The organism is Stappia sp. (assembly GCF_048261845.1).
In the GTDB taxonomy this organism is placed as follows: Bacteria; Pseudomonadota; Alphaproteobacteria; order Rhizobiales; family Stappiaceae; genus Stappia.
Genome location: NZ_JBLXFR010000065.1, coordinates 1 through 18,742 on the forward strand (window position 1 = coordinate 1; position 18,742 = coordinate 18,742).

The window sequence follows — 18,742 nt, forward strand, 5'->3', positions numbered from 1 at the left end:
CATCTGGTGCGACAGGCCGACAGCCGCCGACATGGCGATCACGTCGCGGGAAAACAGCGACAGTTCCATGCCGGTCTGCCCTTGCGTGACGCCGTCGCACATGGCCGGCACGCCGCCGGCCACCTGGGCAACGCCGCCGACCTCGCGCGCCGCGTCGCGGATCAGTTCGGGAAAGCGCTCATAGGGCTGGTGGGCGGAGAGCATGTCGTTATAGGCGGTGATGATGCCGAGATTGGGCACCACGTCGCCGGCAAGCCGCGACTTGTCGGTGACGCCGCAAGCGGCGAAGCCGTGCGCAAGGTTGCCGCAGGACAGCGTCGAGCGCTTGGGGCCGGCCTCGCCGGCGGCGCGGATCCGCTCGAGATAGCGGGTGCGGCTGTCGCGGCTGCGCTCGGTGATGCGTTCGGTGACGGCTGCGAGTGTCGAATGAAGGCTCATGGCGGTCTCCGTCCTTTCGGTTGCGGTCCCCGGGGCGGGAGATGTCCGGGGCCGGCTTTCCTGTTGGACCGGCGGGTGTGATACCCGTTCCGGCACGATGTTTAAATCGATTTAATATCGTCTTCAACCGGGCGCGACGCCCGATGGGCATGCGCGGTGCGGCCCGGTCCGGTGCGTGTTCGCCGTACCGGTCAGATCAGGTCCTCGAACCAGGTCCGCCCGTCGCGCTCGATCAGGGCGATGGCGGCGGAGGGGCCCCAGGTGCCGGACGTGTATCCCTTCGGCGGTTCCTTCTGGCTTGCCCAGGCCAGCAGGATCGGGTCGATCCAGGCCCAGGCGGCCTCGACCTCGTCGCGGCGCATGAACAGTGTCTGGTTGCCCCGGATCACGTCCATGATCAACCGCTCATAGGCGTCCGGGTTGCGCACCTTGAACGCCTTGGCGAAGGACATGTCGAGCGGCACCTGGCGCAGGCGCATGCCGCCGGGTCCCGGGTCCTTGATCATCACCTGCATGCGCACGCCCTCGTCGGGCTGCAGGCGGATGACGAGCCGGTTGGAGGAGATCGCGCCGGCTTCCTCGCCGAAGATCGAGTGCGGGATCGGGCGGAACTGCACGACGATCTCCGAGACGCGGGTGGCGAGCCGCTTGCCGGTGCGCAGGTAGAACGGCACCGTCGCCCAGCGCCAGTTGGCAATCTCCGCCTTCACGGCGACGAAGGTCTCGGTCTGCGAGGCCGGGTCGTCGAGCTCCTCCAGGTAGCCCGGCACCGCCCCGCCGGCGGAGGCGCCGGCCCTGTACTGGCCGCGCACGGTTGCCTTTGCCGCATGTTCGGCATCCATCGGCCTCAAGGCCTTCAGCACCTTGAGCTTCTCGTCGCGCACCGAATCCGCGTTCATCGATTCCGGCGGCTCCATCGCCACCAGGCAGAGCAGCTGGAGAATGTGGTTCTGCACCATGTCGCGCATCGCGCCGGCGGTGTCGTAGTAGCCGGCGCGCCCCTCGACGCCGAGTGATTCCGCCACGGTGATCTGCACGTGGTCGATATGGGCGGCGTTCCACAGCGGCTCGAACAGCGCGTTGGCGAAGCGCAGCGCCATCAGGTTCTGCACCGTTTCCTTGCCGAGATAATGGTCGATGCGGAAGATCTGGTCTTCGCGGAACACCGCGCCGATGGCCGCGTTGACGGCGCGCGCGGAGGTGCCGTCCTTGCCGATCGGCTTTTCGATGACGACGCGGGCAAGATCGGTTGTCAGGCCGTTGGCGCCGATGCGCTCGCAGATCGGGCCGAAGAAGTCGGGCGAGACGGCCAGATAGAACGCGCGCACCACCTCCTCGCGACCGTCCAGGGCGCGGGCAAGCTCCGGCCAGCCCCTGTCGCCGGCCGCATCCACGGAGAGATAGGAGAGACGGTCGAGAAACCTTGCAAGGGCTTCGTCCTCGATGTCGTTGACGTGTTCGCGCACGGCCTCGTCCGCGAACTTGCGGTAGTCGGCATCGGCCATGTCGCGGCGCGAGCAGGCAAGAATGCGGGCGTCCAGCGGGATCTGCCCGTCGAGATCCCGGTGATAGAGCGCCGGCAGCAGCTTGCGGTGGGCAAGATCGCCGGTCGCACCGAAGACGATCAGGTCGAACGGGGCTACTTCGATGACGCGCGTTGCCATTGCGATCCTTTCAAAAGGCGGTTCATGCCCTCAGGCAGCGAGGTCGGCGCGGCGGGGGAGGTCCGCTCCGCGCCGGGTACAGGTGATGGCCGCAGCCCGCCCGGCATAGGCAAGCAGGCCGGCGAGCGTTTCGGCGTCGAGCGCCTGCAGGGCCGCGCGGTTGCGCCCGACCGTTTCTCCGAGGCGTGCCAGCAGGGCGGCCTGGTAGGTGTCGCCGGCGCCGACCGTATCGGTCACGGTGACGTTCTGGCCGGCGGCGGAGACCACGCATCCGGCCGTCACCCCGAGGGCGCCCTCGCCGCCGCGGGTGATCACGACCAGCGCCGGGCCGTGATCCAGCCAGTCGCGGGCGAGCGTCAGCGGATCGACGCCGGGATAGAGCGTGTCCATGTCCTCGGCGCTGATCTTGAGCAGGTCGACATGGGGCAGCAACACGCTGATGCGGTTTCGCCAGGCATCGAGATCGGCGATCACGGTGGGGCGGATGTTCGGGTCGTAGGCGATCATCCGGCGGCCATGTTCGCGCGCGGCGAGCGACAGCAATGCATCGCCGATCGTCGGCACCAGAGCGGAGAAGGATCCCAGATGGATGGTGTCGATCGCCTCCGGCAGGTCGGGAATGTCGGTGGGGGAGATCATCCGGTCGGCCGCCCCTTCGCCGCAGAAACTGTAGGCGGGACTTCCCGCCGCGTCGAGGCCGACGAGGCTCAGCGTCGTCGGCGCGTCGCTGTCGACGACAAGGCTCGTGTCGACGCCCTCCCGGTCCAGCGCCGCCTTCAGCTTGCGACCGAGAAAATCGCGCGACAATCCGCCGAAATAGGCCGCCGGTGTTTCCAGCCGGGCGAGCCCGACAGCGACGTTGAAAGGTGAGCCGCCGATGCGCGCATCGAGCGTCAGCCGTTCTCCGTCCTCCTCGGCAAAGAGATCGAACAGGGCTTCGCCGCATACAAGGATCATGTCTGTCGGTTTCCGTTTGTCTGGACCGGTCGGTCTGCCATGCCGCTGCCTGCGCTTTTCATCGTCTCGTTCGCCGTCAGGATCGCGGCGCGGGGCGAATAGTTGAAGAAGATCGGCAGGTTGGCGGCGCCTGCCGCGCCTGCGTCCTGTCCGAAGGAGCCACGCTGGATGCGCGGCGGATTGCGTGCCTCGGGCGCTGCGCGCTCCAGTGAACGGCCGAGCGCGGAAAGCAGCCGGTCGGCAAGGCCGCCGTCGATGTCGAAGTCGATGACGACGAGCGGCACGTCGATGAGCGAGATCGCCGACCAGATGGCCGGGGTCAGCGCGGCGACACAGTCCGCCATCCATTCGTCGACGGCGGGATGACGCGCCGCGACCGCCCTTTCCAGATCGCCCCGGGTCTCCGCGCCGAGGCCGTGATGGGCAAGATGCCGTTTCAGCGCCACCATCGAGGCCCGCGTCAGCAGGATGTCGAGTTCGCCGCTGCGCGGCGCGGGCGCCGAGGCAAGGCGGCTCGGGGGAACCGGGATCATGGCGACGTCGCCGGCATTGCCGTTGATGCCTTTCAGGCAGTCGCCACCATAGACGAGGCCGCCGCCGATGGCCGGTCCCATGAACAGGTAGAGGAAATCGTCGGCATGGCGCCCGGCGCCGGAGAATAGCTCGGCGATGGCCGCCGCCGTTCCGTCGTTCTCGGAGAACACCGGAAAATCGATCTCCGCCTCCAGCATCTGCTTGAAGTCGACGTCGTCCCACTGCCGGAAATGCTCGCTCGGCAGGCCGAGCTCATGCAGCCAGGAGCCGAGATTGAACGGCATGGCGAGGCCGACGCCGGCGATGCGGGTGCGTTCCTCCGGTGCGATCAGCTTCAGCAGGCTGGCGATGTCACGCGAAACGATCTCGACGGCGCGCTCGGGCGAGGGCAGGAACCGGTCATGCGACTGGCGGCCGATGATGCGGCCCGAAAAGTCGGCGATCACCGTCTCGATCGAGGTGCGGTCGAGACGCACGCCGAAGCCGTAGGCGCCGGTCGGGGCGAGCCGCAGCATGGTCGCCGGCTGGCCGCGCCCGCCAAGGTGGCGCTTGCCCAGGGTCTCGATCAGGCCGATCGCCGTGAGGTCCTGAATTATTCCGCCGATCGCCGCATTGGTAAGCTGGGCGAGGCGGGCGAGGTCCGCTTTCGAGGCCTCGCCGACACGGCGCAGCACCTGCAGCACGATGCGCTCGTTGTAACGGCGCAACTGCACGGAATTCGAGCCTTGTCCGACGAGCGGGCGTCTTGCCACCGCCTTGGTTCCTCCCGGAAAAGCGACGTAGCGTCAGGGTAGCCGGAAAAGACCCGTCCCGACCATTTGCATTTATTTCTTTTAGTTGATTTATAAAATCTCCGATACCACGGCCCTGTCAATCGAAATCGTTTTTGCACCGCGCAACAGGGGCGGCGGCCGGGCAGGCTGGCGTGGTCCTGCCTGCCTGTGTCATGGTCGCGGGCAAGACTGCCATCGCCCGTACAGGCGGCCGTGTCGTGCGGCTGCACCCAAGGAGACGCCTCATGCCGAATACCATGGCAACGCAAGCCTTCCTTGATCGTGCGATTGCCGCCGGACGGGGCGAGGCGCCGGCGGATCTCGTGATCCGGAATGCCCGCCTGTTCTCGGTGATCGACGGTTCCGAGACGGTGACGGACATCGCCATTGTCGGCGAGCGAATCGTCGGTACGCACGGGTCCTATCGCGGCGACCGCGAGATCGATGCCGGTGGCCGGCATGCGGTGCCGGGTTTCATCGACACCCATCTGCATGTGGAATCCTCCCTTGTCACACCGCTGGAATTCGATCGCTGCGTGCTGCCGCATGGCGTGACCACGGCGATCTGCGACCCGCACGAGATCGCCAATGTGCTTGGCGCCGAGGGCATCCGCTATTTCCTTGATGCGGCGGAGCGCACGGTCATGGACCTGCGCGTCAATCTCTCGTCCTGCGTGCCGGCAACGGCCTTCGAGACCGCCGGCGCGCGGCTGGAGATCGACGACCTTGCGCCCTTGCGCGACCACCCGGCGGTGATCGGCCTTGCCGAGTTCATGAACTTTCCGGGCGTGCTGGCCCGCGACCCGGCGGTGCTTGCCAAGCTCGCCGCCTTCCAGGACCGCCATATCGACGGGCATGCGCCGCTTCTGTCCGGGCTCGATCTCAACGGCTATCTCGCGGCCCGCATCCGCACCGACCACGAGGCGACGAGCGCGGCGGAAGCGCGCGAGAAGCTCGCCAAGGGGATGACCATCCTGATCCGCGAGGGCTCCGTGTCGAAGGATCTCGAGGCGCTCGCCGAGATCCTCACGCCGGACACGGCCTCCTTCGTCTGCCTGTGCACCGATGACCGCAACCCGCTCGACATCGCCGAGGAGGGCCATCTCGACAGCATGATCCGCCGGCTGATCGCGAAGGGCGCCCGGCCCAGCGACGCCTACCGCGCGGCCAGCTGGTCGGCGGCGACCGCCTTCGGCCTGCGCGACCGGGGGCTGGTGGCGCCGGGCTGGCGTGCCGACATCGTCTTGCTGGACGACCTTCGCGACTGCCGGGTCCATTCGGTGGTTGCCGCCGGTCGGCCGGTCGATGCGGCGCTCTTCGAAGCGCGTCCCCCGCTTGCGCCGGTCGGGTTGGAAAGTGTCCATCTGCGCAAGATGGGCGCGGAGGATTTCCTGATCGCGGGCGACGGCGCCAATGCGCGCGAGGTGATCGGTGTCGTGCCGGGGCGCATCATCACCGAGCGGCTGACCCGCTCGCTGCCTGTCGCGGACGGTTTCGTGCCGGCCGATCCGGCGCAGGATGTGGTCAAGGTCGCGGTGGTCGAGCGGCACGGGCGCAACGGCAATATCGGCCGGGCCTTCGTTTCGGGCTTTGGCCTGGCCCGCGGTGCCATCGCCTCGTCGGTCGGCCATGACAGCCACAATGTCTGCGTCGTCGGCGCCGACGACCTTTCCATGGCGAGCGCGGTGAACCGCATCGCGGCGCTGCAGGGCGGCTTCGTTGTTGCCGACGGCGAGCGGATCGTCGCCGAACTCGCCCTGCCGGTCGCCGGGTTGATGAGCCTCGAGCCGTTCGAGGAGGTCCGCCACGCGCTGGAGGCGCTGCGCCATGCCGCCCGGCAGCTCGGGTGCGGCTTGCCCGAGCCGTTCCTCCAGGTCGCGTTCCTGCCGCTGCCGGTCATTCCCCACTTGAAGATCACCGACATGGGGCTGTTCGACGTCGACCGGTTTTCGCTCGTCGATTGAAGCGCATGCAAGGGTCGCGGCGGTCGCGGCCAAGCCGTGGTATCCTGAAACCCGGCCGGCCTTCGAAAAACGGTCGGGCCCGTCATTTAACGTTGACGTAAAGGGAAGCTTGTTCCATCTTTTGCCGACGCCGCGCAAGCCGGCACCGCTGCCTTCGGGGGGAGGCGGCGAGAACGAGAACATCCGGTCCGGGAGGAACCACCTTGAGCGAACCCCAGGTTTGGCTTGCCGCTTTTCGTCCGCAGCCCATCCATTCCTATCTCGACGACACGGTGCGCCGGTTCGGGGACCGTCCGGCGATGGACTTTCTCGGCAAGGGCTGGACCTATGCCGAGATCGGCGCGCTGGTCGACAGGGCGGCCGCCGGCCTTCAGGCGATGGGGGTGGTGAAGGGGACCAAGGTCGGCCTGTGCCTGCCCAACACGCCCTATTACACGGTCTTCTATTTCGCGGTGCTGAAGATCGGCGGCATCATCGTCAACTTCAATCCGCTCTATGTGGAGCGCGAGCTGTCGTTCCAGGCGCGCGATTCCGGCACGCGCATCATGGTGACCCTCGACCTGAAGATCATCTACGACAAGGTCGAGGCGGTTCGCCGCGAGGGCACGCTCGACCGGATCATCGTCTGCCCGATGGCCGACATCCTGCCGCAGCCCAAGAAACTCCTGTTCACCCTGTTCAAGGGGCGCGAGCGGGCAACGATCCCCGATGACGACGCCCATCCCCGCTATTCCGGGGTGATCGGCCACGGGTCGGCGCCGCGCGCCTGCGACATTACCCCCGACAAGGATGTGGCGGTGCTGCAATATACCGGCGGCACCACGGGCGTTCCCAAGGGAGCGATGCTCACCCATACCAACCTTGCCGCAAACCTGGAGCAGCTGCGCACCCTGTTCTGCGATGCCCGGCCGGGCCAGGAGAAGAAGCTGTGCGTGCTGCCCTTCTTCCACGTCTTCGCGATGACGGTGGCGCAGAACCTGTCGGTCGCCATCGGTGCTGAAATGGTGCTGATGCCGCGCTTTGAACTGAAGATGCTGCTCGACACGATCAAGCGCAAGAAGATCACGCTGTTTCCCGGCGTGCCGACGATCTACACCGCCATCAACAATTCGGAGTTGGCCAGGGGCTATGACCTGACCAGCGTCCGGTTGTGCATTTCCGGCGGCGCGCCGCTGCCGGTGGAGGTCAAGGAGCAGTTCGAGAAGCGCACCGGCTGCATGCTGGTCGAGGGCTACGGATTGACGGAAGCCTCGCCGCTCGTTGCCGCCAACCCGCTCAACGAGCATCGCCGGGCCGGCTCCATCGGGCTGGCGGCTCCCGGCACGACGCTGGAGTTCCACGACATCGAGGAGCCGGGCAAGCTGATGCCGGAAGGCGAGAAGGGCGAGCTTGTCGTGCGCGGCCCGCAGGTCATGGCCGGCTATTACAACCGGCCCGAGGAGACCGCGCGGACCATCCGCAACGGAGCGCTTCACACCGGCGATGTCGGCTATCGCGACAAGGACGGCTTCGTTTATCTGGTCGACCGGATCAAGGACCTGATCCTGTGTTCGGGTTACAATGTCTATCCGCGTGTGATCGAGGAGGCGATCTACCAGCACCCCTCGGTCGAGGAGACGATCGTCATCGCCATTCCCGATGCCTATCGCGGCCAGGCGCCGAAAGCCTTCGTCAAGCTGCGGGCCGGCGAGACGCTGGAGGCCGAGGACCTGCGCACCTTCCTGAAGGGGCACCTGTCGCCGATCGAGCTGCCCCAGGAGGTCGAATTCCGCGACAGCCTGCCCAAGACCATGGTCGGCAAGCTTTCGAAGAAGGAACTGGTCGAGGAGGAGACGGCGAAACGCGCGCAAGGCGCCTGACCTCGCGCCTGACCTCGTGCCTGACCTTGCACCTGACGTCGCGCCCGGCCGGGACGGGGCGATGCGTCGCGCTTGAAGTGCGGGCGGCGGCTTGGCATTGTCGGACGCGTGTTCCCTTTCGTTCGCAACGAGCTGCCCGCAAACAGGATTCCCGGCACGATGACGGCCGAACCGCCGACCTATCTGACGACCAAGGAAATGGCGGACCTGCTCCGCGTCAAGGAGCGCAAGATCTACGATCTTGCCGCCGCCGGGGAAATCCCGCACAGCCGCGCCACCGGCAAGCTGCTGTTCCCGCGCGAGGTGGTGCTGGCCTGGATCGAGAATGCCAGCGATGCGCCCGGCCACGATGTGGCGCGCCCGCAGGTGGTTCTCGGCAGTCATGACCCGCTGCTGGAATGGGCCTTGCGCGAATCGGGCTCGGGTCTTGCGACGTTCTTCGACGGCAGTCTCGACGGGCTCGACCGTTTCGACCGCTCGGAAGGGATCGCCGCCGGCCTGCACGTGGTCGAGGACGAGGGCTGGAACCGGGAGCTGATCGCCCGCCGGTTCCGTTTCCGTCCGGTCGTTCTGGTCGAGTGGGCCTGGCGCAGTCGCGGCATCATCGTGCCGCCGGGCAATCCCGCCGCGATCTCGGCTCTCCCCGACCTTGCCGGCAAGCGGGTCGTGCGCCGGCAGGCGCAGGCGGGCGGACAGTTGCTGCTCGAGCGGCTCTTCGGCGAGGCGGGCCTTGCCGTGCCGGAGGGCGGCCCGGTCGCGCGCGACGAGCGCGAGGCGGCGCTCGCCGTGCTCGACGGCAGCGCCGATGCCGCTTTCGGCCTTGCCGCCTCGGCCCGGCAGTTCAAGCTGGATTTCGTGCCTGTCTGCGAGGAGCGCTTCGATCTGCTCGTTGCCCGGCGCGAGTGGTTCGAGGCGCCGTTCCAGGCGCTGGTGGCCTTCACCCGTTCCCCGGCTTTTTCCTCCATGGCCGGTTCGCTTGGCGGCTACCGCGTGGACGGGATCCTCACCCCGCATTTCAACGGCGGCTGACCCCGCGCCCCGGGCTTGCGCCTAGGGGGGATCGGCACGCACGCCCGTGCGGGCCGTGACCTGCCGGCCCAGCCGGTTCTCGCGCCACACCGTGTAGAGCGCGCCGGCGACGATCAGCGCGGCGCCCGCATAGGTCGCCGGCGCCGGCAGGTCGCCGAAGACCAGGAAGCCGATCGCGGTCGCATAGAGAAGCCTTGCGTAGTCGAGCGCCGCGAGCGCCGATGCCTCGCCGGCGCGAAAGGCCCGGATGTTGCACATCTGGCCGGCCCAGGACACCAGCCCGACCACCAGCAGCAACCCCCATTCTGCCAGGGTCGGCGTCACCCAGTAGTAGAGCGCGATGGGCAGCATGATCAGGCCGACAAAGACCGCCTGATAGGTGAGGATCGTCACCGGCCGCTCCACCTGAGACAGCTTGCGGATGATGATCATGACGACGGCCGCCGCCGCCGCGCCGCCGACCGCCATTGCCGCGTAGATGTTGAAGCCGCCGTCGCCGCCGGGCTGGAGGATGACGATCACCCCGAGAAAGCCGATCGCCGTCGCCGCCCAGCGATGCCGGCCGACGGTCTCACTGAGAAACAGGATCGCGAAGATCGTCAGGAAGAACGTCTTGGAAAAGCCGATCGCGGTCGCATCCGCGAGCGGCAGGTGCACGACGGCTGTAAAGCCCGTGAGCATTGCCACGGAGGCGCAACTCACCCGGATGACATGCAGGTGAGGCCGGCTGGTCTTCAGCGATCCCGGCAGGCCGTAGATGATCGTCGGGGCGACGATCGTCGCCATCACGATCTGGCGGATGAAGATGATCTCGGCGACGTGAAGCCGCTCGCCGAGCAGCTTGATCAGGGTCACCATGAAGGTGAAGAACAGGCCGGCGACAAGCATCCAGAGAATGCCGCGTACATTGTCCGGCAGCAGCGCCAGCCGGTCTCCGGCATCGCGGTAGCGGGCCGCCAGGCCGGGTCTTGCCGTCGCTCCGCCGCCGGGCGCGTCCGTCCCCTTGCCTGTGCCGGCGGGGTCGGGGCGCTCTTGGTTTGCGGACATTGGCGGGCCGATCCGTGCCTGTGCAGTGGGGGTGGGGCGGGGCTGAGGACCCGTCAAGGCGAGGCGGCAAGCATAGCGCGCGCCGACCCGGATGGGGAAGGGGTGTGCTGCATACGCATTCAGATGTCGTATCCCGGCCCTTGGCGAGAGCGGTCGGTTGCCGTTAAGGTTCGGGTCGTCGTTTGTCGGGCGAGCCGGACCCCGATTCGCCCGCCGGGCATCGGCCTTTCCGGAGCTGCACCCTCCCGTGCGTCCCGGGCGGCGGCCCTTGATCCTTCCGGCGCGCGCGACATGTCGCTCGCAACGCCTTCATGACCACGCAGCGATTTCCGGGCGCCGCCCCGGTCCATAGCAACGAGGCTTTCCAATGAACGAGACGGTTCACGCCAAGTTCGGGATGGGTGCGCCCGTCCGCCGCAAGGAAGATGACGCGCTTGTCACCGGCCATGGCCGCTATACCGACGATATCGCGCCGGAGGGAGCCCTGCGGGCCTTCGTCCTGCGCTCGTCGATGGCGCATGCCCGCATCGCGCTCGGGCCGCTTGACGATGCCCGTGCGGCGCCCGGCGTTGTCATGGTGATGTCGGCCGCCGACATCCCCGACCTCGGATTGATGCCGACCAAGGTGGTGTTGACCCAGCCCGACGGCACCCGCCACGCAGTGCCGCCGCGTCCGGTGCTTGCCACCGACACGGTGCGCCATGTCGGCGAGCCGATCGTGCTTGTCGTCGCCGATACGCTTGCCAATGCCAAGTCGGCGGCGGAGCTGATCGAGATCGACTACGAGCCGCTCGATGCGGTGGTCGAGACAGGGGATGCCTTGACGCCCGGCGCCCCGCTTGTGTGGCCGGAAACCGGCACCAACGTCGCCTTCAACTACGAGATCGGCGATGCCGGCGCGACGGCGGCGGCCTTCGACAAGGCCCATCACGTCACCCGCATCGAGATCGTCAACAACCGGCTCGTGTGCAACTACATGGAGCCGCGCGGCTGCATCGCCGAATTCGATCCGGAGACCGGGCGTTACACGCTGACGACCGGGACCCAGGGCGGTCATGGCATGCGCGACATCATCACCGGCGACATTCTGCGTATCGAGAAGGACCGGCTGCGCGTCGTCACGCCGGATGTCGGCGGCGGCTTCGGCACGAAGAATTTCGTCTATCCCGAATATCCGGTCTGCCTGGTTGCCGCCGAGCGGCTGGGGCGGCCGGTGAAGTGGGTCTGCGAGCGCACCGAGCATTTCCTTGCCGACGCGCACGGGCGCGACAATCTCGCGGTCGCCGAGATGGCGCTCGACCGGGACGGGCGGTTTCTTGCCATGCGGGTCGACCTGATCGCCGCGATGGGCGCCTACCTGCACCAGTACGGGCCGTTCATTCCCTTCCTCGGCCTGTCGATGACGACCGGTCTCTATGACATCCCGGCCATGCACGCGGCGATGAAGGGCGTCTTCACCCACACCGTGCCGACAGACGCCTATCGCGGGGCGGGACGGCCGGAGGCCGCCTATCTTCTGGAGCGCCTCGTCGACAAGGCGGCGGCCGACATGGACCTTGCGCCGGCCGAGATCCGGCGGCGCAACTTCATCACGCCGGAGCAGCTTCCCTACACGACCCACACGGGCCGCATGTACGATACCGGCGAGTTCGCCGCCCATATGGACAAGGCGCTGGCCGATGCCGACTGGGACGGGTTCGAGGCCCGTGCGGCGGCGTCCGCGGAGCGGGGGAGATATCGCGGCATCGGCATGGCGACCTATATCGAGGCCTGCGCCTTTGCCGGGTCCGAGGAGGCGACGGTGGAGCTTGGCGGCGACGGCTCGCTGACGCTGCTGATCGGCACCCAGACCAACGGCCAGGGGCACGCCACCGCCTACGGCCAGATCATCGCCGAGCAGTTCGGCGTCGACCTCGACCGGATCACCATGATCCAGGGCGACACCGACCGGGTGCGCAAGGGCGGCGGCACGGGCGGTTCGCGCTCGATCCCGATCGGCCTGCCGTCCGTGCTCGAAGCCTCGAAGTCGCTGGTGAAGAAGGTCAAGGACCTGGCCGCCGACAAGCTGGAGGCCGGTGTCGAGGACCTGGAGCTGATGGACGGGTCCGTTCGGGTCGTGGGAACCGACCGGGCGATCACGCTGGCAGAGATCGCGGCAGCGGCACCCGAACCCCTGTCGGGGCGCGAGGAGGTCAAGCAGACGGAAGCGACCTATCCCAACGGCACCCATGTCTGCGAACTGGAGATCGATCCCGAAACCGGCGACATCGAGCTTGTCGGCTATCTCATCGTCGACGATTTCGGCGTGACGGTGAACCCCATGCTGCTGGCCGGCCAGGTGCATGGCGGCGTCGTCCAGGCGATCGGGCAGGCCGTGATGGAGCACACCGTCTATGACAGCGACGGCCAGCTCCTCACGGCTTCCTTCCTCGACTACCGGATGCCGCGTGCCGCCGACATTCCCGATATCCGCTTCGAGACGCGCAACGTGCCCTCGACCACCAACGCGCTCGGCATCAAGGGCGCGGGCGAGGCCGGCACGATCGGCGCGGCGCCGGCGGTCATGAACGCCGTCAACGATGCCCTGCGCCGCGGTGCAGGTGTGGCGCAGATCGAAATGCCGGCGACGCCGTCGCGGGTCTGGGAGGCGATCGCCGCCGCGCGCAGCTGACACGGCGAGCCGCCGCCGGCTATTTGTCCCGGCGGCGGCTTTCGTTTTCCGTAAGGTCATGTGGGTGGCGCAGGGGTGCCCTGCGTTTTGCGCGGGAAAAGCCCTTGCGATTCATCATATAAATACGGAAAGTCGTTCCAGACCGGCGGGTTCAGGCACATTGCCAGCGTCGCTGGAGCCAGTCGCGGATCCCTGCCGGCATGCCCCTTGACCGTTCCGACCCCAGCGAAGTTCCCGGTCAATGTACCGGCAAAGGCACCGGCGAAGGTCCTGCGGATCCGGTGTCTTCGGAAGAAGCGCCCTCCGGTCCGCCCGTCCGTGAACTGAACGCCTACAATCCCCGTCTCGGCATCGGCCTGAAAGTGGCCTCGGCGCTGATCTTCACCGGCATGGTCGCGATGGTGAAGGTTCTCGACGGCCGCTATCCGGTCGGCGAACTGATCTTCGCCCGGTCCTTCTTCGGCATGATCCCGGTGCTTGTCATGGTGGCCTGGCAGGGCCAGCTCGCGGTCGCCTTCACCACCCGCCGCCCGTGGGGCCATGTCAGCCGGGCGATCGTCGGCGGGTCGGCGATGGCCATGTGGTTCGGTGCGCTGGCGCGCCTGCCGTTGCCGGATGCCACCGCCATCAGCTTCTCCGCGCCGCTGATCACCGTGGCGCTGGCCGCGATCATCCTGCGCGAAAAGGTGCGCGCCTATCGCTGGAGCGCGGTCATCGTCGGGTTTTTCGGCATCCTCATCATCCTGTCGCCGCACCTGGGCGGGGCGGTGCTCAGCGAGGAGGCGTCCGAGGGCGCCATGCTTGCCTTCGCGGCCGCCGTCTTCATGGCGCTTGCCATGATCACCGTGCGGCGGCTGACCAGCACGGAGCGGACCTCGACCATCGTCGTGTGGTTCGCCGCCGTCACCTCGCTTTTCGCGTTGATGACGGCCCCCTTCGGCTGGGTCATGCCGGACACCGGGGATGCGGTGATCCTCGTGCTGATCGGACTGCTCGGCGGTGTCGGCCAGATCCTGCTGACCCAGAGCTACCGCTATGCCGATGCCTCGACCATCGCGCCCTTCGAATACACGACCATGATATGGACGGTGATTGTCGGCTGGCTCGTCTTTTCCGAGATCCCGACCGGAGAGGTCGTTCTGGGGGCGCTGATCGTTATCGGGGCCGGCGTCTTCGTCATCTACCGCGAGCGGCAGCTCGGTCTTGACCGCTCCAAGGAGCGGCGCACGGTGACGCCCTCCAAGGTGTGATCGCGGCGTCTGGTGGGGTGGCCCGAACGGATTTCCGGGCGTGACGTTCTGGAAAGGCTCCGCCTATGCAGCCTCGCCGGTCAGATCCTCTGCAAGCATAAGCGCGTTGCCGTCAGGATCGTAGAATGTTGCGGTCTTGACCATGCCCTCGACAACATCCGTTTCGCCATCAAACCTGACCTTGGCCTCTTCCAGTTTCCGCCGGGCGGAATCCAGGTCGGCGATGCCGAAGACCGGTACGCAGTTGCCGGGCGCGGGCTTGGTATGCTCGCCAAGGCCGATCGTGACGCCGGGCGTGTTCGTCTGAAGCTCGGACCAGCCAGCATCATCAGCATGATAGAGCGCCTCAAATCCCAGCATGGTTTCGTACCATTTCGCGCTGGCATGGCGGTCCTTGACCGACATTGCGATGGTGATGGTTTGTTCGAGCGAAATGAGTGACATGGGCTTTCCTCGTGATTCAAAATATACTAAATATACTTTATGGACATAGGGATGCTTGTCAACCTCACTTCGAGGGCCTGGGCCCTGCCCATATTGTCGAGCCTGCATTCGGGTGTCGCCGGGCGTCAGGCGCCGCTCCTGGCTGCGACCGGCGCAAGCAGGACCGCCTTCGCGCAAAGCATGGATCACTTGATCGAAATGGGGCTGGTCGAACGGAACCCCGGTTACGGCCATCCGCTGCGCCCGGAATTCCGGCTCACACCGATGGGGGGGACAGCCGCCGCCATCGCCGGCAGAATCCACCATGTCTCCACGGAGGACGATCTGCCCCTGCTGCGCCGGTCATGGACGTTGCCGGTTCTCGTATCGCTGCACACGCCGAGCCATTTCAGCGACATCAAGCGAAACCTGCGGACGATAACGGACCGGGCCCTGTCGCAGTCGCTGAAATCAATGGAGGCGAGAAGCTGGGTGTGCCGCAGCGTTGACGGCGCCGCGCGCCCGCCGAGGTCCATCTATCGTGCGGTGAACACCGGCGGAGCGATCAGTCAGGTCACCGCGCCTGAAATCAGGTTCAGCTAGAAGTCCTGACCCTAGAACGCCTTGAAGGTGATGATCGTCTTGGTGTCGAGAATGCCGTCGAACGGGTGCAGCTTCTCGTTGACGAAGTGGCCGATATCGGCGTCGTCCTCGACATAGACCTTGACCAGGAGGTCATAGTCGCCGGCCGTGGAATAGATCTCGGAAGCGATCTCGGCGTCGGCGATGGCGTTGGCGACCTGGTAGGCCTTGCCCAGGTGGCACTTGATCATCACGAAAAACGGAACCATTTCAATCTCCGGAGCCGGGGCGGCGCATGCCGCCGAGTCGCCGGACAGTGAAGCGGATGTCTTGGCGCGGGGCAAGGGGAACCTCGCCCCCGCGCCCGTCCGGTCCGCATGGCGCGTGAAACAGGTCCGGGCAAATGCCGCCGAACCCGAAAACTTGAACGTTCCGGGCTTGCGAAGTTGCGGCGGGTGTCGGAGTCTGCCATGAAACCGCTGAGTATCCCTGCCGCGAAGCATGTCCGGACCTTGTGTCCGGGGCAGGCCGGCCCGGTCGGCGAATATTGCACCGGCGTTTGCCAGCAGGCATCCGGCGCATCGCAACCGGCCAAGAACGAATGCCGAACCGAAGACATGGCCTCATGACCCGCCCGACGTCCCCATCACACCCCGCGCCGTCCTTGACGGTGACGCGACGCGGCGCGCTCGGCCTTGCCGGGTTCGGGCTGGCTGGCGGCCTTGCCACGCCGGCGATCGCGCAGCCGACCATCGAATGGAAGATGGCCACCGCCTGGCCGGCCGACCTTCCCGGTCCCGGCCAGTCGGCGCAGCGCATCTGCGATGCCATCGCATTGCTGAGCGGCGGGCGGATGCGGGTGCGCCTGTTTCCCGCAGGCGGGCTGGTGGCCGGCAGCGAGGTGTTCGACGCCGTTTCCGCCGGTACGGCGCAGATGGGCCATGCCTCGTCGACGTTCTGGCAGGACCGGCTGCCGGCTGCGGTCTTCTTCGCCACGGTTCCCTTCGGCTTCCTGCCGCACGAGCATGTGACCTGGATCGGGGAGGGCGGCGGCCAGGCCCTGTGGGACCGGCTTTATGCCCCCTTCGCGATCAAGCCGTTTCCCGGCGGCAATGGCGGCGGACAGCTTGGCGGCTGGTACATGAAGCCGCTCCGGACGCTGGACGACCTCAAGGGCCTGCGCGTCAGGATGCCGGGACTGGGAGGCGAGGTGATGCGCCGGCTCGGGGCAACCCCCGTTTCCCTGCCGCCGTCCGAACTGGTGCCGGCGCTGAAGAGCGGGCTGATCGACGCGGCCGAGTTTCTCGGGCCGGAGAGCGACCGGGCGATGGGCTTCCAGACGGTCACCAAGCTTTGCTATACGCCCGGTTTCCACGAACCGAACGGCACCACCGAGGCGCTCGTCAACCGGGTCGCCTTTGACGGCCTGCCGGACGATCTGCGCGCCATCATCGCTGCCGCCTGCCGGATGGAAACCCTGCACGGCATGGCGGAAAGCGCCTGGAAGAACGCGGAGGCGACGCGCCAGCTGGTCGAGGAGGACGGGGTGGAGCTCCAGGTCTATCCGGAGGAGATCACGACCGCGCTGCGCGACACGTCGACCGATGTCGTTGCCGGCCTTGCCGGTGGCGGGGATCTCGATCGCGAGATCTACAAGAGCTATGTCCGCGCGCTGGCGCGGCTCGCCCCCTGGAGCGATGCGTCAGAACGGCTGTTTCTCGAGCGTCGGCGCCCGTCCTAGTCGCCTCGCGTCCGACGTTCGGTTCGCCTGGCGGCACGCTTTGCGCGAATTTCAGACGCACTAGCCGGCGGAGTATCCTTGAAGGGGCCGCGCCGGTCCGGGACCCCTGAGTTCCGGCGGCAGTTCGCGGAACCGGCCGTCGCGCAATGCGGCAAGGGCGAAATCCACCATCGGATCGAACATCAGGTCCTGATGTCCCTCGGGCAGGCAGCGGCAGGTCTGCGCCACGAGCGCGGGATGAAAGAACATCACCAGCGAATGCTGGAACAGCATCGCCGCCGAGTCGGCGTCCTGGTCGGCGAACTCGCCCTTCTCGATTCCCTCGCGGATGAGCCGGGCGAACGAACCGCGCATCTCGGCCTTGTGGACCTCGATCTCGTCCCAGGCCTCTTCCATCGCGGCTTCGAGCAGGTCGTGGATCTTGCGGTCCGCGGTATAGCTGTCGCGGGTGTGGTGGAAATGCTGGCGGACCATCTGGCGCAGCCTGTCGGCCGAACTGCCCTCGGCCGTCTCCATGCCCTTTTCCATCGCCTCGCGCAAACCGCCGGTGACCAGCAACGTGACGGCCTTGGTCAGCTCCGCCTTCGAGGCGAAGAAGCGGTAGACATTGGCCGGTGACATGCCCAGTTCCCGGGCGATGTCGGCGACGGTGGTCTTCTGGTAGCCGTAGTGGTGAAACAGCTCGCTGGCCTTCTCGACGATCCGCCGGCGCATGTCATGCGCGGCCGCGCTCGTCGTCCCGTCCCGGGTTGCTGCCAGTGTCTCTTCGCTCTCAAGCACGTCACTCATCATGCACTGATCCGGTTTTGTGTTTCTTCGCTACGCCGTGATCGACGGCGGTGCCGCGCGGTGGCCGCTGGTCGTGTACGCCCGCACGGGCCGGTTCGCGCCAACAATGGGAGCAGCCGGCTGTTGCGTCAACTTGTCCCGTGACCCGCAGCCGGTTCGTGGCTGGCGGGCATCGGTGCGCAAAGGGCCTCGGCGGGTACGACCGATCTTGTATATGATATATGTTCCCTGACGTTTGTTGACAATCGTCATTTAATATCCATATTCGTGCCGGGCGCTCGCCGCAATCCGGCGGCGGATCGACGATCCTCCCGGGCGGCTATCCGCTGCCCGTTCGCAAGACGCCGCGCCCGGGGCTTTCAACGACCGGAACACCTGACCGGAGAGAAGATGAGATGAGCCGTTTCCCCGCATTTTCCAGCCTCGTCGATTTGATCCGGCCAGATGTTTCGGACGCCCCCTCGCGCCTGCACCGTATGTCCCTGTCGCGCCTTGCAGGTGTGGTTGCGCTGGGTGCCGTCGCAGCGGCATGCCAGCCGGAGGCGGCTGTCGAGGAGGACGTGATCAAGCCGGCGCGCACCGTCTGGGTCGAACCCGCGACGCCGGCCGGCGAGCGCACGATTTCGCTGACGGGCGTCATCCGCGCCCGCAGCGATGCGCCCATCGCCTTCCGTGTCGGGGGCAAGATCTCCGAGCGTGTCGTCGATGTCGGTGACCGGGTGAAGCCGGGCGATGCAATTGCCATTCTCGATACCTTGGACCTCGAGGCGGCGCTCAGGGCGCGCGAGGCCGAGGTGCGGGCGGCCCGGGCGCAGTCCCGCCGCGCCGCCGAAGACCGCACGCGGATCGCCTCGCTTCGCGACAAGGGGCATGTCAGCCAGGCGTCGCTCGATCAGGCGGTGGCCTTGGACGATGCGGCCGCCGCGTCTCTCAAGGCGGCTGCAGAGCAGCGCATCCTGGCCGCCAACCAGCTTGCCTATGCCCGCCTCGAGGCGGGGGGCGAAGGCGTCGTGACCCGCGT

General features: G+C 67.0%; 16 protein-coding genes. 8 read left to right on the forward strand and 8 right to left on the reverse strand.

All coding sequences use genetic code 11. The annotated features are described in order from the left end of the window. The 4 genes from ACN0T5_RS18515 to ACN0T5_RS18530 form a co-directional block, all read right to left on the reverse strand. Window positions 1-438, reverse strand: a 438-nt coding sequence (locus ACN0T5_RS18515) for a dihydroxy-acid dehydratase (protein ID WP_417770096.1), incomplete at its 3' end; no start/stop codon positions are given. Window positions 439-629: 191 nt separating this feature from the next. Further along, window positions 630-2,102, reverse strand: a complete 1,473-nt coding sequence (gene zwf, locus ACN0T5_RS18520) for a glucose-6-phosphate dehydrogenase (protein ID WP_417770097.1) — start codon at window positions 2,100-2,102, stop codon at window positions 630-632. A gap of 30 nt (window positions 2,103-2,132) precedes the next feature. Continuing rightward, window positions 2,133-3,059 carry a carbohydrate kinase family protein gene (locus tag ACN0T5_RS18525; protein ID WP_417770098.1) on the reverse strand — a complete coding sequence of 309 codons (927 nt, stop codon included), beginning with the start codon at window positions 3,057-3,059 and terminating at the stop codon, window positions 2,133-2,135. After that, complete coding sequence (locus tag ACN0T5_RS18530) at window positions 3,056-4,345, reverse strand: ROK family protein (RefSeq protein ID WP_417770099.1); 1,290 nt, start codon at window positions 4,343-4,345, stop codon at window positions 3,056-3,058. The genes ACN0T5_RS18525 and ACN0T5_RS18530 overlap by 4 nt, the downstream gene beginning before the upstream one ends. Window positions 4,346-4,623: 278 nt before the next feature. On the opposite strand from ACN0T5_RS18530, the gene ade reads away from it, so the two are divergent. The 3 genes from ade to ACN0T5_RS18545 all read left to right on the forward strand — a co-directional run bounded on the left by ade (window position 4,624) and on the right by ACN0T5_RS18545 (window position 9,218). Further along, window positions 4,624-6,330 (forward strand): adenine deaminase, encoded by a 1,707-nt coding sequence (gene ade, locus ACN0T5_RS18535; protein WP_417770110.1) that lies wholly within the window; start codon window positions 4,624-4,626, stop codon window positions 6,328-6,330. Window positions 6,331-6,629: 299 nt separating this feature from the next. After that, window positions 6,630-8,189 carry a long-chain-fatty-acid--CoA ligase gene (locus ACN0T5_RS18540; protein WP_417770111.1) on the forward strand — a complete coding sequence of 520 codons (1,560 nt, stop codon included), beginning with the start codon at window positions 6,630-6,632 and terminating at the stop codon, window positions 8,187-8,189. A gap of 159 nt (window positions 8,190-8,348) precedes the next feature. Then, window positions 8,349-9,218, forward strand: coding sequence for a substrate-binding domain-containing protein (locus tag ACN0T5_RS18545; protein ID WP_417770100.1), 870 nt, complete (start codon window positions 8,349-8,351; stop codon window positions 9,216-9,218). 21 nt (window positions 9,219-9,239) lie between these two features. Here the strand turns inward: ACN0T5_RS18545 and ACN0T5_RS18550 are convergent, their stop codons facing one another. Further along, on the reverse strand, window positions 9,240-10,265 hold the full coding sequence (locus ACN0T5_RS18550; RefSeq protein ID WP_417770101.1) for a DMT family transporter: 1,026 nt from the start codon (window positions 10,263-10,265) through the stop codon (window positions 9,240-9,242). 367 nt (window positions 10,266-10,632) lie between these two features. On the opposite strand from ACN0T5_RS18550, the gene ACN0T5_RS18555 reads away from it, so the two are divergent. Continuing rightward, window positions 10,633-12,936 carry a xanthine dehydrogenase family protein molybdopterin-binding subunit gene (locus tag ACN0T5_RS18555; RefSeq protein WP_417770102.1) on the forward strand — a complete coding sequence of 768 codons (2,304 nt, stop codon included), beginning with the start codon at window positions 10,633-10,635 and terminating at the stop codon, window positions 12,934-12,936. Between the two features lie 281 nt (window positions 12,937-13,217). After that, window positions 13,218-14,186: a DMT family transporter gene (locus tag ACN0T5_RS18560; RefSeq protein ID WP_417770103.1), complete on the forward strand. Its 969-nt coding sequence runs from the start codon at window positions 13,218-13,220 to the stop codon at window positions 14,184-14,186. Between the two features lie 63 nt (window positions 14,187-14,249). Here the strand turns inward: ACN0T5_RS18560 and ACN0T5_RS18565 are convergent, their stop codons facing one another. Then, window positions 14,250-14,630: a VOC family protein gene (locus ACN0T5_RS18565; protein ID WP_417770104.1), complete on the reverse strand. Its 381-nt coding sequence runs from the start codon at window positions 14,628-14,630 to the stop codon at window positions 14,250-14,252. Window positions 14,631-14,810: 180 nt separating this feature from the next. Between ACN0T5_RS18565 and ACN0T5_RS18570 the strand changes: the two genes are divergently transcribed. Beyond that, window positions 14,811-15,212, forward strand: a complete 402-nt coding sequence (locus tag ACN0T5_RS18570; RefSeq protein ID WP_417770105.1) for a winged helix-turn-helix transcriptional regulator — start codon at window positions 14,811-14,813, stop codon at window positions 15,210-15,212. Between the two features lie 11 nt (window positions 15,213-15,223). Here ACN0T5_RS18570 and ACN0T5_RS18575 read toward each other — a convergent pair whose 3' ends face one another. After that, window positions 15,224-15,460 carry an Lrp/AsnC ligand binding domain-containing protein gene (locus tag ACN0T5_RS18575; RefSeq protein WP_417770106.1) on the reverse strand — a complete coding sequence of 79 codons (237 nt, stop codon included), beginning with the start codon at window positions 15,458-15,460 and terminating at the stop codon, window positions 15,224-15,226. A 356-nt stretch (window positions 15,461-15,816) separates the two neighbouring features. Between ACN0T5_RS18575 and ACN0T5_RS18580 the strand changes: the two genes are divergently transcribed. Beyond that, window positions 15,817-16,932 (forward strand): TRAP transporter substrate-binding protein, encoded by a 1,116-nt coding sequence (locus ACN0T5_RS18580; RefSeq protein WP_417770107.1) that lies wholly within the window; start codon window positions 15,817-15,819, stop codon window positions 16,930-16,932. Window positions 16,933-16,992: 60 nt separating this feature from the next. Here the strand turns inward: ACN0T5_RS18580 and ACN0T5_RS18585 are convergent, their stop codons facing one another. Next, window positions 16,993-17,721 (reverse strand): TetR/AcrR family transcriptional regulator, encoded by a 729-nt coding sequence (locus ACN0T5_RS18585; RefSeq protein WP_417770108.1) that lies wholly within the window; start codon window positions 17,719-17,721, stop codon window positions 16,993-16,995. A gap of 395 nt (window positions 17,722-18,116) precedes the next feature. Between ACN0T5_RS18585 and ACN0T5_RS18590 the strand changes: the two genes are divergently transcribed. Then, window positions 18,117-18,742, forward strand: a 626-nt coding sequence (locus tag ACN0T5_RS18590) for an efflux RND transporter periplasmic adaptor subunit (RefSeq protein WP_417770109.1), incomplete at its 3' end; no start/stop codon positions are given.